12 protein-coding genes are annotated in these 14,582 nt (G+C 69.7%); 5 read left to right on the top strand and 7 right to left on the bottom strand.

What is annotated here, in order from left to right; genetic code table 11:
* Window positions 1–33 precede the first annotated feature (33 nt).
* The 3 genes from QOZ89_RS29180 to QOZ89_RS29170 all read right to left on the bottom strand — a co-directional run bounded on the left by QOZ89_RS29180 (window position 34) and on the right by QOZ89_RS29170 (window position 3,051).
* Complete coding sequence (locus tag QOZ89_RS29180) at window positions 34–1,089, bottom strand: septum formation family protein (protein ID WP_071048479.1); 1,056 nt, start codon at window positions 1,087–1,089, stop codon at window positions 34–36.
* Window positions 1,090–2,254: 1,165 nt separating this feature from the next.
* Entirely contained in the window at window positions 2,255–2,593 is a 339-nt protein-coding gene (locus QOZ89_RS29175; RefSeq protein WP_071048478.1) for an ArsR/SmtB family transcription factor, read from the bottom strand.
* Entirely contained in the window at window positions 2,590–3,051 is a 462-nt protein-coding gene (locus tag QOZ89_RS29170; protein ID WP_071048477.1) for an SRPBCC domain-containing protein, read from the bottom strand. Before QOZ89_RS29170 ends, QOZ89_RS29175 begins: the two co-directional genes overlap by 4 nt.
* Window positions 3,052–3,936: 885 nt before the next feature.
* Here QOZ89_RS29170 and QOZ89_RS29165 point away from each other — a divergent pair.
* From QOZ89_RS29165 to QOZ89_RS29155, 3 genes are all read left to right on the top strand, one after another.
* Window positions 3,937–4,662, top strand: a complete 726-nt coding sequence (locus QOZ89_RS29165) for an SDR family NAD(P)-dependent oxidoreductase (RefSeq protein ID WP_071048475.1) — start codon at window positions 3,937–3,939, stop codon at window positions 4,660–4,662.
* A 469-nt stretch (window positions 4,663–5,131) separates the two neighbouring features.
* On the top strand, window positions 5,132–6,115 hold the full coding sequence (locus tag QOZ89_RS29160; protein ID WP_083418521.1) for an RNA polymerase subunit sigma-70: 984 nt from the start codon (window positions 5,132–5,134) through the stop codon (window positions 6,113–6,115).
* A 14-nt stretch (window positions 6,116–6,129) separates the two neighbouring features.
* Window positions 6,130–6,642 (top strand): maleylpyruvate isomerase N-terminal domain-containing protein, encoded by a 513-nt coding sequence (locus QOZ89_RS29155; protein ID WP_157910481.1) that lies wholly within the window; start codon window positions 6,130–6,132, stop codon window positions 6,640–6,642.
* 114 nt (window positions 6,643–6,756) lie between these two features.
* Here the strand turns inward: QOZ89_RS29155 and QOZ89_RS29150 are convergent, their stop codons facing one another.
* From QOZ89_RS29150 to QOZ89_RS29135, 4 genes are all read right to left on the bottom strand, one after another.
* Window positions 6,757–7,047 carry a hypothetical protein gene (locus QOZ89_RS29150; protein WP_312626681.1) on the bottom strand — a complete coding sequence of 97 codons (291 nt, stop codon included), beginning with the start codon at window positions 7,045–7,047 and terminating at the stop codon, window positions 6,757–6,759.
* A complete protein-coding gene (locus tag QOZ89_RS29145; protein WP_312626679.1) occupies window positions 7,047–8,054 on the bottom strand; it encodes a sigma-70 family RNA polymerase sigma factor in 1,008 nt (335 codons plus the stop codon). Before QOZ89_RS29145 ends, QOZ89_RS29150 begins: the two co-directional genes overlap by 1 nt.
* 271 nt (window positions 8,055–8,325) lie before the next feature.
* On the bottom strand, window positions 8,326–9,141 hold the full coding sequence (locus QOZ89_RS29140) for an isocitrate lyase/PEP mutase family protein (RefSeq protein ID WP_071048484.1): 816 nt from the start codon (window positions 9,139–9,141) through the stop codon (window positions 8,326–8,328).
* Window positions 9,142–9,204: 63 nt separating this feature from the next.
* Entirely contained in the window at window positions 9,205–10,617 is a 1,413-nt protein-coding gene (locus QOZ89_RS29135; protein ID WP_071048472.1) for an MFS transporter, read from the bottom strand.
* 517 nt (window positions 10,618–11,134) lie between these two features.
* Here QOZ89_RS29135 and QOZ89_RS29130 point away from each other — a divergent pair.
* Window positions 11,135–12,733, top strand: coding sequence for a diguanylate cyclase domain-containing protein (locus QOZ89_RS29130; protein ID WP_312626676.1), 1,599 nt, complete (start codon window positions 11,135–11,137; stop codon window positions 12,731–12,733).
* A gap of 170 nt (window positions 12,734–12,903) precedes the next feature.
* Window positions 12,904–14,526, top strand: a complete 1,623-nt coding sequence (locus QOZ89_RS29125) for an IS1634 family transposase (protein ID WP_312626674.1) — start codon at window positions 12,904–12,906, stop codon at window positions 14,524–14,526.
* Window positions 14,527–14,582: the final 56 nt, after the last annotated feature.

Below are 14,582 nucleotides of genomic sequence, written 5' to 3'. Positions count from 1 at the left end.
GTCAGCTCAGCATCGCCACCCGACCTCCTGCTGTCAGGCCGGGCGGCCCCTGCGCGGGTCGCCGGTAGTGACGCGTGGGGTGCCGTCGGCGTTGACGTAGCCGATCAGGCAGCTGATCGTCCGGTTGCCGAACTCCCAGCCGTCCCGCGTGATCGGGTACCACATGACACCGAGGTTCTCCAGCTCCAACTCCTGGAACGACGGACCGAAGAACTCCCGCGCCCGTTCGGCACAGGACGTCTCGATCAGTTCCCCCTGCTGCTCGTCGGACGGTGGCGCCGAGCCCGGGACGCCGGGCAGCACGACATCACCAACCGCGACATAGACGTGCTCGTACTCGCAGAGCAAGGGGATCCCCTCCGCGTTCAGGCAGACCCCCGGCTCCCAGACCCGCGACTGGTCGAGGTCCTTCGCCGAGCCAGTGGACACATAGCTGACGGGGTCGCGCGGATGCGAGCTGGAGACCCGGACGCCACAGGTCATCTCCCGCTCGCCGAGGACCCAGCCCTCCAGAACCGGGATGATCGGCTCGATCTTGATCCGGCCATGCGGGTCGATCGAGTGGCCGAGGTAGGCCTCGACCGTCTGCTGGCAGAGTCGGGCGGAGATCGCCCACCAGTCCGACACGGAAGGGTAAGGCGCGATGGTCGAGAAGTCGGCCGAGAGGTCGATGGGCTCGTCGGCGACGGACTCGAACAGGTGGGGCTCGGAGCAGGGGACCTCGTCAACGTCCGGGGTCGGGTCATTCACGAAGGGCCAGAAGTAGCACTTGCCGCGTTCGTAGTCGTACTGCGTGAGGCGGGCGTTGCGCAGTGGGGTCGGTGACGGGGTCACCGCGGCGGTGGCGACCGGCGCCGGGGCCGCCACGGGCTCCTTTTCGGCGTCGTCCCCGGCAACGAGCCCCACGATGGTCGTCGCCGCGAACGCCAGGACCGCCAGTCCCACGACCGAGCCCACGACGACTGCCGCGACGAGTTTCGTCGACCGCCGTCTCGTCGGCACCGGCGCCGGCGCCGCGGGGCGCCAGGTCGGCTGGCCGCTCGCCGGGTTGAGGTACCAGCCGCCGGTGCCCGGTGAGGGCGGGCCCATGGGCGGTGTCCGGCCCCACGCCGGCCTCCACGGACCGCCGGCGCCGCCGGGCATGGGCAAGTGCCCCGGAACGGGCGACACCGCGGGGCCGGGGGCCGGCGCGGGCGCGGCCGGCGGAACGGGGACCGCCCAGGGGGTGGTCGGGTGCGGTGGACGGGCCATGGCCGGATCGCCGGGCGCGGGCGCCGACCAGCGGGCAGGGCCCGCCGGCACCGCCCCCGTCGGTGGCACATCGGCAGTAGCCACATCGGTGGCCGGCACCTCGTCGGTGGGCGCGGCGTTGACAGGCGTGGCGCCAGCCGCTGCGCCGTCAGCCAGCGCGGCTACCGCCGTCGCGTCGTCAGCCTGCGCCTCAACCGTCGGCGCGCGGTCCGCCGTCGCGTCGACCGCTGGCTCACCGGGACCGCTCCCAGACGCCGGAACGCCAGCTTCCGGCCCCTTTTCCAGGTGAACATTCTCGGCCACGGTTTCCCAGCCCCCTCGCTGTGGGGACGCACCGAGCCTCGGGCCGGGTCGCGGCAGCCGCCGCGACCCCCCGCGCCGGATCCGCGTTCCGTCTCGGCCGCAAGGCTTCGACGTGCGTCAACGTGGCGCGCACATTACCGGCATATCCGGACGTTCGCCGCCGCAGCCCTCGCCCACTGGGGGCGGCGTGACGTGCCGTCCTACGCCGCCCGCTTCGCGCCGCCCGTGCAGCGTGCCCTCGGGAACGTGCAACGTGCCCTCGGGAAGCTGCCCCTTGACGTCCAGGGCCCGGGTTCTGCGCGCGGTCGCGGCTCCGGAGCACACGCAGCGGCCGGTGGGCTGCCTCCAGATGCGGCCCGGCCCGGGTACTGGCGGATCCGGGTGGGCGACCACCGGGTGATCTACACGGGCATTTCGTTCCTCTTAGTGGGGTAGGCGATGCGCACGTCGCGGGGGGCCGGGCGGCGTTCGCTGGTCTCGAGCTGCGCCGTCATGCTCATCAGGTCGGTGGCCACTTCTGTGAAGCAGTGGGACAAGGAGACACGCCCTTCGGCGGGGCCGCCCCGGCCGCCGGTTACTACGGATCGGTGCACCGTCCCGTTTCCTCTTCCTCGGTTTCCGGGTGTGCGCTCCCGCTTCAGGGCGCGGTCGTTCGCCGCCGCCACGGACGGGGCGGCGAATCGTGGGTGTGCAGGTGCGGTCAGCCCTGCTTGCCGCGCTGGATCCGCTCGGCGATCCGCTTGATCCGCTGCAGCCGGGCGTCCCAGGTCGCGCCGACCGCGGACAGCTGGGCGACCGCACGGGCGAGCTGGGCCTCGTCCACCTCGTAGCGGCGCTCGCGCCCCGCCGGCGTCACGTGCACCAGGCCGACGCGGTCCAGCACACCGAGGTGCTTGGCGACCGCCTGCCGGGTGACGGGCAGCTGCTTGCTGAGCGTGGTCGCCGTACCGCCTCCGTCGGCGAGGAGCAGGTCGAGCATCCGTCGGCGGGTCGGGTCGCCGACCGCGGACCAGAGGTCGTCATCGATCGTGGTGCTCACGGCCGCGCGTCCAGCCTGTTGGCATACGTGACGAGGCGCGGGAGGAACTGGTCCCAGCCGCGGACGTGGTCGAGGTAGGCCTCCTCCAGCACGGCCGCCTCCCACCCGCGCTCGCGGAAGCCGGTCTCCTTAAAGCGCACCAGCGTGCCGTCGCCTGACGGAACGAGGTCGAAGGTCACCAGGAAAGAGTTCGTCTCGGTGGCCGGGCCCTCGTCGTACGCCCAGCGGAACGCGAACCGGCGGGGCGGGTCAGCCTCCAAGACGGTGAGCGGCACAATCTTCGCGCCGGGTACCGTCGGGTCGCCGAAGGTGAACGCGCCGGTGGCCCCGGGGACCGGGTCGAGCTCGGCGTCGTCGGTCCACCACTCGCGCACGTGCTCGGGAGAGCTGATCACCTCGTAGACCACCTCGGGGGTGGCGTCAATGTGGAGCTCCCGCTCGATGCTCCCGTACTCCATGTGATCCTCCTGGCCTCAACGCAACCGGTGGTTGCACGTCAACGTATCCGGCGCGCCCCACTAACGCAACCTCTCGTTGCGCAAACGGTTTCGGGGAGGGAGCAGCCTGTATTTGTCGATCCGTGGTGGGACCTCCGCGGAGGCGGACCTACCGAGCATCGGCAGAAGGACATCGAGCTACTCGTGCTCCGACACGAGATCGCAGTGCTACGGCCGCGCCCAGCCCAAGCCACGGTGGGACTGGGCAGACCGCGCGGTGCTCGCCGCGCTGATCCGACTGGACGACCAGCTGCACCGTCGCGTCCTCGAGTCGGCGACCTTGACGCCATCGGACTGCTCGTCCTGCGCCAGGTCCCCACCGGCCGCGACTTGCTCGGCATCGCGGGCGTCGCCGTCCACCAAGACAAGGAGGGCGGCCGCCGCGGCAGGAGATTGCCGTCGATCGATGACTCGCAGCCCTGCGGTGCGTCACACCAGTGACCCTGACCGGCAGGCATAGCGAGGACAGCAATGACAACAGCCCGTCGGTGGCCCACACCGCCACCCTTGCCGCTCGCCCCGAACCGCTCGCCGAGACTCTCGCCGGCGGCTTCCACTGGGCGCTCTGGCCTGCACCGCGATCGCTGTGCTCGGCGTGCCGATCGGACTGCTGGTGACCCGCCGCTCCACCGAGCCGGCGGCATCGTCACTCATCGCCGAACCCGCTGCTCTCCTGGCCAACGGCTGACCGGCTCGTCCGCCCACTTCTCAGCCGCAGGAGTCCACGGACACGGCGCCACGACGGCACCGGCGGCCCGCACCAGTCCCCGATGTCGTGGGCCACCACTCGATTCTTTCGACACCGCCCGGTGGTCGACAACCAGCACTACCGACAAGGAGCAGGGAATGTCGTTCGAAGACAAGACAGTGTTGATTACCGGTGCCAACCGTGGCATCGGGCAGGCGTTGGTCGAGGACGCTTTGCGCCGAGGAGCGCGGCGCGTGTACGCCGGCACTCGGCAGACCTTGACCCATGCCGATGGCAGGGTCGTGCCAGTGACCATCGACGTGACCGATGCCGACCAGGTCCGTGCCGCCGCTGAGCGCATCGGCTCCCTCGACATCCTCGTCAACAACGCCGGACTGGCGCTGTACGACGACCTCGGCGACGCCGGCGTCCTCGAGCAGCACCTCGCGGTGAACCTGTTCGGCACCTACCGGGTGACTCAGGCCTTCCTGCCGGCACTGAAGCTCTCGCGGGGCTCGATCGTCAACGTGCTGTCGGTGGCCGCCCTGGCTGCGCTGCCGGTCATTCCGGCCTACTCCGTGTCCAAGGCGGCCGCGTTCTCCCTGACGCAGGCGCTGCGCGCTCTACTGTCCAGCGATGGGGTAGCCGTCCACGCCGTTCTCGCTGGTCCGGTAGACACCGACATGACGCGCGACCTGCCCATCCCGAAGGCGACGCCTGACGCGGTGGCTCGGGCGATCTTCGACGGCGTCGACAACGGCGAGGAGGAGATCTTCCCCGACCCGATGACCGAGCCGATGGCCGAGGGCTGGCGCGTGGGCGCGGTCAAGGAACTCGAGCGGGCCAACGCCGCTCTCCTCGCGGCGTCGCTGAGTCCCGCGTGAGGGCAACGACACCGGGTGAGCCTGATCAGGGCGGACCGGTTGAGTCGTCCCCGCAGGGCCCGCCTCGATGGAGGCTCTCGTGAGCTCGCCGGCGGATGACTGGGACCGGCGGCTGGCAAGGATCGAGCGCATCGCCGAGTCGATCGCGCGGGAATCGCCCCAGTCGTGACCCGGCTCCGCTCTCAGTTCCACAGGGATCACTAGACGGCCGGTAGGACCTCTAGCGAGGTCCGGCGCTCGTGTATCGGTCCCCGCGTCAGCTCCGGGACGGCCCTGATGCGAGACAATCGTGCCAGGGCCGTCCCGACCTGAAACCTGCCGCGACTTCACGAAACGCCAAAGTCGCCACCGGTGAATCCGGCCTGTTCGAGGAGTCAATACTCAATGATCGGTCGGCCGACCGATCTCTCAGCGCTCACGGCCCCAGCCCGCGAGCCCAGAGAATGTTTCGCGCGCGTGGAGGTGCACAGTGTCGAGTGACAGCGGCGCCGCCGTCACCGAGTTCGCCGAGATGGCAGATCCCTACCGACGGGAACTGCTCGCGCACTGCTACCGCATGCTCGGCTCGTACCAGGATGCCGAGGACCTCGTTCAAGAAACGCTGATGCGGGCGTGGCGCGGCTACGACCGCTTCGACGGACGCTCGTCGCTGCGGACCTGGCTACACCGCATCGCCACCAATGCCTGCCTGACCGCTCTGGCCAGCGCCGATCGCCGAATCCTGCCGTCCGGGCTTGGCGGGCCCACCGACTCCGAGCACCCCGACCTGTCCAAGCTCGACGCAACCCCGTGGTTGCAGCCCGCACCGACGGCCGACCTGCTCCACGAGGCCGACGACCCGGCCGCGATCGTCGCACTCCGCGACAGCACACGACTGGCATTGATCGCCGCCTATCAGGTCCTGCCGGCTCGCCAGCGCGCCGTGTTGCTGCTGGTCGACGTCGCCGCGTTCAGCCCGGCCGAGGTCGCTGACCTTCTCGACATCTCGGTTACCGCAGTGCGCAGCCTGTTGCAACGTGCCCGCTCGACCATCGCCAGCGATCTACCTGACCAAGATCGAGTGGTCCCTTCCCCCGACTTGGACACCGAGGTGCTGCGTCGCTATCTGGTGGCCTTCGAAGCCGGTGACGCCAAGCTATTGGCTGACCTGCTCCGCGCTGATGTGACCTACGAGATGCCCCCCATCGCACGCTGGTTCCAAGGCCGCGCGTCTGTCCTCGATCATCACCACCGACGCGTGTTCGCCCACCGGCGGACCGCGCTGCTCACCTCCGCCAACGGCTACCCGGCGCTGGCGATGTACGCAGGCGAACCAGACGGCTCCTTCCGCGCCCACGGGATACACCTGATCGAACAGCACGATGGCGCTATCACCCGCATCGTCGTCTTCCTCAACCCAGAACTGTTCCCGACGTTCGGCCGTCCGATCGTCCTCCCCCAGCGACCGGCATGAGCCTGGATGCCCCCGTGGACTCCCGCCCCTTGCTCCTGGTCGCCGCCGACCTGATGTCGGCCAGCCTGCACGTCGCCCGTCGGACGCTGCCGACCCGCCCGACGCCGTGCAGCGAGTGGCAACTCGGCCAGCTCGTGCACCACGTCGCCGACTCGGCATCCACACTGACCGAGGTCATCACAGGTGCGGCGCCAATCCCGACAACCACGACCGGATGCATCCGCGCCGAACTGTCGCTCAACGAACTTCGGCAGGCTGTATCCGACGCGCCGGCCAACGCGCCGGCCGTCGACCTGACGTCGCTGACCGGGGCGTTCGAACTGACAGTCCACGCCTGGGACATCGACACCGCGGTCGGAGCGACTCCTCGCCTCCCCGCCGATCACGTCCGCGCGCTCGTCCGCCTCGCTCCGATTGTGCTGAGCGAGATCGACCGCGGCGGACTATTCGGCGCACGCCTAGCGTCGCCGTCGGGTGCCAGTGACACCCAGCGTCTGCTCGCGCTCTTCGGCCGGCGCGCCGGCTGATGTACCCAGCATCGGTGCGACACGACGTTCCACCGTGAGGAATGCAGCACAGCCATCAGAGCCAGACATGCGTCCCGCCGCGAAACAGCCATCCAGCGTGGTCCGGGGTCGAGCTCAGGGTGTGATCTGGCGGGACAGCAAAGTGACGACGACTCGGGTCTCGCCACAGTTGTGCAGACGCCGCAGACTTAGCCCGTCGAACGTCAAGACGGCCCCCGCGTCGAAGCGCGCCCGTGCCCCGGAGGCGCATTCGATCTCCATCTCGCCCTGCTCTACGACGACGAGCGCCTCGGCCCAGTCTGCTTGCCAGTCCATCGCATCGTGCGGCTCAAGGTGCAGGCTCCGGACCCGGAACCCTGCTGGGCACGGGAAGTCCTCGAGCGAGAACCTCTCGTCGTCGTCCATCACAGGTGGGCCGGGAGCGCGAACCGGCCGAACAGGCCCGGGTCAGTGAACATGGCGATCTCCGTGATCGCGCCGTCCACGATCTGGAGAGCACCAATCCCGAACGCGTCGTGCGTGTGCCGGCCAGGGGCGCGGCAGTACAGCGCGAACGCGGGCTGCCTGTTCGCGGCGGTGGGCAACAGCGCCCACTGGCCCCCCATCTTCCCGAAGACGTGTCCTTGGAAGAACTCCTCGACGTCGTCGCGGCCGGAGAACCAGGACAGTCGCGGCGGCATGACCAGCCGCGCGTCACTGCGCAGCAGCGCCACCAGCGCAGCCGCGTCCGACCGCTCCCACGCGTCGATCAGTTGTTTCAGCAGTGCCTTCTCGGTTTCGGTCGAGTCCGAGGACCACTCGTTCCGGTCGACGACGAGATGCTGCGCGAGGGTGCTGTGCGCCCGTTGCAGCGCACTGTTCACCGCGGTCTGGGTCATGCCGAGCGAAGTCGCGGTTTCGCGTGCCGGCCACTCGAGCACGTCGCGCAGAATCAACACGGCGCGTTGACGGGCCGGCAGCCGCTGGATCGCGGCCAAGAACGCTAGCTCGATGGTCTCTTTCGAGGTGACCAGCGCCTCCGGCTCGTCCTCGACCGGGGCCGGCGCGTCCAACAGCCGGTCCGGGTATGGCTGCAGCCAGGGCAGCTCGACCGGCGGCGTCGGCTCTCGTCTCGGGTCTCCCGGTGCGACCAGGTCAGGCGGCCACACCCGCGCCTTGCGCCGGCGCAGAGCGTCCAGACAGGCGTGCGTGGCGATGCCGTACAGCCAGGCCCGGAACGACGCACGGCCCGCGTAGGTGTCCAGCCGCGACCAGGCACGCAGATACGTCTCCTGCACCGCATCCTCAGCGTCCTCGACCGACCCGAGCATCCGGTAGCAGTGCACCTGCAGTTCAGGCCGGAACGGCTCAGCCAGCCGCGAGAACGCCGCCTGATCTCCCCCACGCGCGTCGTCGATCCCTGGTACGTCCACCTAAGTTAGACGTCCCTCGCGGCCTAGTTTCATCGCTGGGACGGCAAGAGACCATGCCAGCGGCCACGAGGTAGAGGACAAGCAGGTGCCCGTTCGCTGCGGGTATTCGCTGCGTGTTGGTTTGCTGATTCTTTCTGTTATGCCGAGTCCAGGAGCAAGCAAACGCAGAGCCGGCATGATGCCCTCGTCCCGTTCGTCGTACACGGCAGCGACCTTTTCTTTCAGAAAACCCACCGGGTCCCTGCTCTGTCGAGTGTTCGGGCGGGTGGGGTCACAGCACGAACGGGTTCTGGTCGTCGGCCAGTGCCGTGAACAGGGCCGACGCGAACTTGTTGTAGAGCTGTCGTTGCAGGCTGGGGCCGAAGCTGATGCGGGCGACGCCGAGCGCCGCGAGCTCGGCCAGGGGGCGCTCGCCTCGCCGTCCGTAGCCGATGTTGATCGGGCCGGCGATGCCGTCGGTGACCTGGCGGATGACGGCGTAGTCGCCGAGGCCGATCGGGTAGACGCAGTCCGCGCCGGCGGCGAGGTAGCGCGTCCCGCGCTCGATCGTGCCCTCGAGCTGCTCTGTCGGTGATCCGGCTCGGCGCAGGAAGGAGTCGGTGCGCGCGTTGATGACCAGGTCCACGCCGAGCGATACCGCGGCTTCCCGCACGGAGGCGAGGAAGTCTGCCTGCTCGGCGGGATCGATCATCTCGCCGGTCGCCGGGTTGGAGTCCTCCAGGTTCAGTCCGACGGCGCCGGTGGTGCTGAGTCGCTCGACCAGCTCGTGGGCGGGTAGTCCGTAGCCGCGTTCGAAGTCGACGGTCACCGGGAGGCTGACGACACGCACGATCCGCGCAGTCGCTGCGAGCACTTCTTCCACCGGTGTGGCCTCGCCGTCGGCGTAGCCGAGTATCGCCGCTGTCGCCGCACTGCTGGTGGCGATGACCGGAAAGCCGGCGTCGATGACCATCGTGGCCGAGACCGCGTCCCAGGCGTTGGGCACCACGAGCGGATCACCGGGCACGTGCAGGGCGCGCAGTGCGGCCGCCTTGTGAGCTGGTGAAGTGTCGTCGGTACTGGCGGCCGGGATGGGATGGGAAGTCATGATCGTCTCCATGTCATGTGGTGGTCGTCGGATGCGGTCGGTGTCGAGCAACGGTCTCGGTGTTCAGCGGGCGGGGGCGTCGGCGGCGACCGGCGCGGGTACGGCCGTGGCGACGTCGGTGGTGCGTTGCCGCATCAGGGCACCGGCGATCGCGCCGAGTGCTGACATCCCGGCGGCAACGCCCAGGGCGGGCCCGACGCCGTCACGGAAGGCGTCAGGACTGGAGTAGTCGCCCTTGGCTGCGAAGACCGCGGCGAGGATGGCGATGCCGAATGCGCCGCCGAGCTGGCGGGCGGTGTTGTAGACGCCGGATGCCTTACCGATCGCCTCGCGTGGCACGGCGTTCATGACGGCGTTCTGGCCGGCCGGGATCGCCATGCTGGCACCGCAGCCGGCGATTACGAGGGCGGCAACCGCGGAGGTGTAGGAGCGTCCGTCGGCGATGGTGAGCGCCACCCAGCCTAGACCGATGAACTGAAGGACGAGGCCAACGGTGAGCAGCAGCCGGCTGCCGATCCGGTCCAGGACGCGTCCGGCGACCGGGGCGATGACGAACAGCGGAAGCGTCCAGGGCAGGAACCGTAGGCCGGCACCGAGCGGGCTGTAGCCCAGGGTGATCTGGAGGTATTGGGCGAGGAAGAACACCGAGCTGAACAGTGCACCGGTGTGCAGGAACATGGCGATGTTGCCGCCGGTGTAGGCACGATCGGCGAACAGGCCGAGCGACAGCATCGGCTCGCGGGCCCGGGTCTCCCAGGCGACGAACACGACCGTCATGACGGCGCCGGCGACCAGAGCGGTCATCACTTCCGCGCTGCCCCAGCCGGCGGCGTCGGCGCGCACCAGCCCCCAGACGAGGCCGAACATTCCGGCCGAGACGAGGACGAGGCCGAGCACGTCGGGGCGGACGCGGGGGCCGTGACTTTCGCTCGTGCGCAGAAGCACGAGCGGGATGAGGACGGCCCCGATCGGCACGTTGATCCAGAAGATCCACTGCCATGCGATGCCCTGGGTGACCGCGCCTCCGACCAGCGGGCCGCCGACAACCGCGAGGCCGGTCAGCGCGGTGAAGATGCCCAGCGCGCCGCCGCGCTTTTCTGGAGGAAAGGCGCCGGTCAGCAGCGCGACGGCCAGCGGCATCACCAGCGCCGAACCAGCACCCTGCACGGCCCGGGCCGCGACGAGGATGCCGATGCTCGGCGCCAGCGCGCAGGCCACGGACGCGAGCGAGAAGATCGCCAGTCCGACGACGAACATGCGTCGCCGACCGAACCGGTCACCGAGGGCAGCGCCGGTGACGAGCAGGACCGCGAAGCTGAGGCTGTAGGCGTTGGCAGTCCATTCGAGCGTGGCGATCGAGGCGTGTAGATCGTTGCGGATCGAGTTGAGTGCGGTGGACACCACGAGCTGGTCGAGGGCCACCATGAGCGCCGCGGTCGACGTGAGCGCGAGCACCCACTTCTGTGTTCTGGTCACCGATGCCTCCAGATCGGACTGAGTGCCAGTACTGACCGATCTCGGCCCGGCGGTTCACCGATGTGGGTCGAAGACGTTTCGCCGTCCGCTAGCGCAGGCGCGCTGACATGGTTGACCATCATGCCGACGGCCGTCCCATCGCATCGTCACAGGTCACGGGCCCACGCCGACTTCTGGCGCCCCACAGGGTCGTGAACGACAGAGGCGATCGGTCATGCCGGAGACGGTGGCCTGCGTCGTCCGGTCTGCCGCCTGCTGGCACGGTAACGGGGCGGCGACAGCCGTCTGGTCGTAGGCGCGGATGGTGCGGGCCGAGGTGATCCCTCAGCGTGTCCACGCTGTCGCTATGTGTAGCTGGTTGGGTATTTTCCGTTGGTCAGGGTAGGCGGTAGCAGGGGCAGTGCGCCGTGCTGTTCGACGACGGTGCGGGCTGGGGCGGTCTGAGGCGGTGAACACGATGGGCTGTGTGGCCACGCCGCCCAGGCAGGAAACACGGCCGGCTCCGAGCCGCCCAGGTGTGAGCCGCTGGTTCTGGGGGGCCGCGGCCGTCTCGGTTCTGGTCGTCGTCGCGGCGGCCATCGTCGCTGTGGTGCCCGCTGGTCGGGCGGCGCTGCTCACGCTCCGCCTGATCCTGATCGTCAGCCTGCTGCTGGGTGGACTTACCTGTGTGGTGACCGGTCTTCGGCGCCGGGGCGCGCAACGGTGGTGGCGGCTGCTGGTGGCGGTGATGGTGCTGGCGGTCGCCGCCGGGGCGGTCGCGTTGTTCCGGGACGTGGCCGCGGGGGGAGCGCCGGCGGCGCGGCTGACGGCGGCGTCGCTGTTCTTCCTGGTTCCATGCGCGTTCGGGCTGGCGGGGGTGCTGCTCTATCCGTCGGACCCGTTCGACCTGTCCTCGCACGGCCCCGAGCGTGGCCGGGACCGCCGGTGGTATGTGATCACCATTCTCGACAGTGTGATCGTGGTCGGGGCGGTCGGACTGCTGGCCTGGGTCGCCGTGCTCGAAGACGTGATCGAACGAAGAGGGCCGCTGGCTGCCGGAACCCTCTATCTGATCATTATCACCGCGGTCAGTCTGGTCCTCACGGTTGTCGTGATCCTGGTCGCGACCTTTCGTCAGCCACGCGCCGGTCTCGGCCTGGTACTGCTGATGGTCGGCCTGCTGACCCAGGCGGCATCGCTCATGTGGTACCTGTCCGCTGTCGTGCGCGGTCTGCGTGACCTCCCACGGTTGGTCGACCTGCCTCTGGTCGCTGGTCCTTTGCTCATCGGACTCGCGGCGTTGTCTCCCGATGGGCCTCTACGACCGCCGCTGCCGACTGGTCCCGATGCGGACCGGCTATATGTCGCGCCGCGTCGCCGCTGGTGGCACGCCCTCCTGCCTTACCTGCCATTGGGTGCGGCCGCCGCCGTCACACTGATCGAGATCGCCGGGGAGGACATCGCCCGCCAGGAGGAGATCTGGGTCCTGCTCGCCCTGCTGCTACTCGCGGCGGTGCGGCAGACGGCGACGATGGCCGACAACATCCGCCTTGTCGGCCAGCTCGAGGAGAGCCGCCACCAGCTACGTCACCAGGCGTTCCACGACCCGCTCACGGGGCTGGCCAACCGCGCCCTGTTCAACGACCGGCTTGACCAGGCCCTCAGCCGCCGTGACCAGCCCACCGGGCGTCTGGCTGTGCTGTTCTGCGATCTCGACCACTTCAAGCAGGTCAACGACGTGTTCGGTCACACGGCCGGCGACGACCTGCTACGCGTCACAGGTCGCCGACTCACCAGCTGCGTACGCGGGTCAGACACCGTCGCCCGCCTTGGTGGCGACGAGTTCGCGATCCTCCTGACCTCCACCGCCGAGGACCCCGAGACAGTCGGCCGCCGCCTCCTCGCATCGGTGCGGGCTCCGATCCGCCTCGCGGGCACCACCCACGCCGTCGCCGCGAGCACCGGCCTCGTCGTCGTCGACCCGGCCCGTGAACAGGTCACCGCCGAAACCCTGCTCCACCGCGCCGACCTGGCCATGTATGCGGCAAAAGGGCGGCGCACCGGCGAACTGACCGTCTACACCCCCGATCTGGCTGCCCCCGGACCGGAGCATCACGGCGCGCCAGCTCCCCTGTAGTGATCCTGGGGACAACGGCCGCCGGGCGTGCGAAGGAAGATCATTTTCGCACGCCCTTTGGCCCTCTAGACCTGTCTTCCGCACGTCCGTGCGGTGAGACAGTTGCTTGATCCCTTGTTCGGACCACGTCGGGATGATCGCGATCCGTAGTGACGGGTCTGGGACTGTTCGTGGCTGTGTCGGTCGCCAGGGACTACGGGCCGCCGAGCGTCGAGAAGCCGCTCGGCGCGCTCCCCGTCGTGCGCGACTACCTGGACCGCCTCGGCCTCGTGGACACGATCGATCGGCTCGCCCCGATCCGCGACAAGGTCAACCGGGCCACCCACGGCGAGGTCATCGCCGCGCTGGTCGCCAACCGGCTGACCTCGCCGACCCCGCTGCTGCACGTCGCGACGTGGGCCCGGGAGTGGGCGGTCGAGGAGGTGTTCGGCGTCGCGCCGGACGTTCTGAACGACGACCGGGTCGGTCGGGCGCTTGACGCGCTCGCCCCGGTCTGCGAGGCCGTCGTCGGCTCGGTCGGCGCCGCGGCGATCGCCGCGTTCGGCCTCGACGTCTCCCGCGTCCACTGGGACATGACGTCGATCTCGCTGCACGGTGCCTACCCCGAGGTCGACGAGGACTACGCGACCCCGAAGTACGGCCGTCCCAAGGACCGCCGGCCCGACCTCAAGCAGGTCCAGACCGGCCTGGCGACCACCGGTGACGGCGGGATCCCGCTGGTGCACCGCGCCTACGACGGCGGCGCTGGCGAGGTCTCCCAGGTCACCGGCGCGATGCGCGCGCTGACCCAGCTCGCCGGCCCCAGGCGCTTCCTGCTGGTCGGGGACACGAAGCTCGTCTCCTACGGCAACCTGACCGCGCTGACGTCCACGCCCGGAGTCACGTTCCTCGCGCCGGCGCCGAAGGCGGTCGTGCCCGCGGACGTCCTGGCCAGCCAGGACTGGGCCACCGCCACGATCATCGACCACGTCGCGGCCCGGGACCGCGACAAGCCGATCCACGAGCGGGCGGCCTACCGCGCCCGCGAGGGCGTGACCACCCTGCGCGGGCCCCGCAAGAAGGACCCGCCGGTCACCGTGCGCACGGTGTTCGTCTGGTCGTCCGCGAACGCGCAGGCCGCGCAGGCCGCCCGCGCGCTCAAGCTCGCCCGCGCCCGCGACGACCTCGACACCCTCGCCCGCGCCGCCGGCAGCCACCACCTCTACCGCACCGAGGCGGCGGTGCAGGCCCGCCTGACCCTCCTCGCGACGAAGCACCGTGTCTCCCGCTACCTCGTCGCGGCCACCAGCGTCGACCCGGACACCGGGAAACCGGCCCTGGCCTGGCACTTCGACCAGGCCGCCCTGGACGCCGAGGCCACCATCGACGGCTGGTACGCCCTGCTGACCAACCTGGACCCCGAGATCGGTCCCGCCGAGGTCCTCGCCCGTTACAAGGGCCAGGAGGTCTCCGAACGGCGCTACGGCACGTTCAAGGGCCCGCTCGCGGTCACGCCGATGTTCCTGCACTCCAACCAGCGGATCCACGCCCTCATCCACGTGATCTGCCTGGCCCTGCTCATCTTCTGCCTGGTCGAGCGCCAAGCCCGGCTCGGCGCCGGCCCCGACGGGAAGATCCCCGGCCTCTACGCCGGCCGTCCCGCCCGCCCCACCGGAGCACTCGTCTTCGGCACGCTGAGCAGGCTGCGCCTCGTGCCCGCCCAAAGCGACCAGGTCGCCTACATCCCCCGCCCCTCGGCTCTGCACCAGCACCTCCTCGACATCCTCGGTGTCGACCCGACCCAGCCACCTTGATCAGAAACCAGGCCGGTCAACACATCGAAACCCCATGTGCGGAAGACAGGTCTAGA

The sequence above is a fragment of the Pseudofrankia coriaricola genome (genome assembly GCF_032027725.1).
GTDB lineage: Bacteria > Actinomycetota > Actinomycetes > Frankiales > Frankiaceae > Pseudofrankia.
The sequence above is the reverse complement of the archived record's forward strand: the minus strand, read 5'-3'. Positions and strand labels throughout refer to the sequence as shown.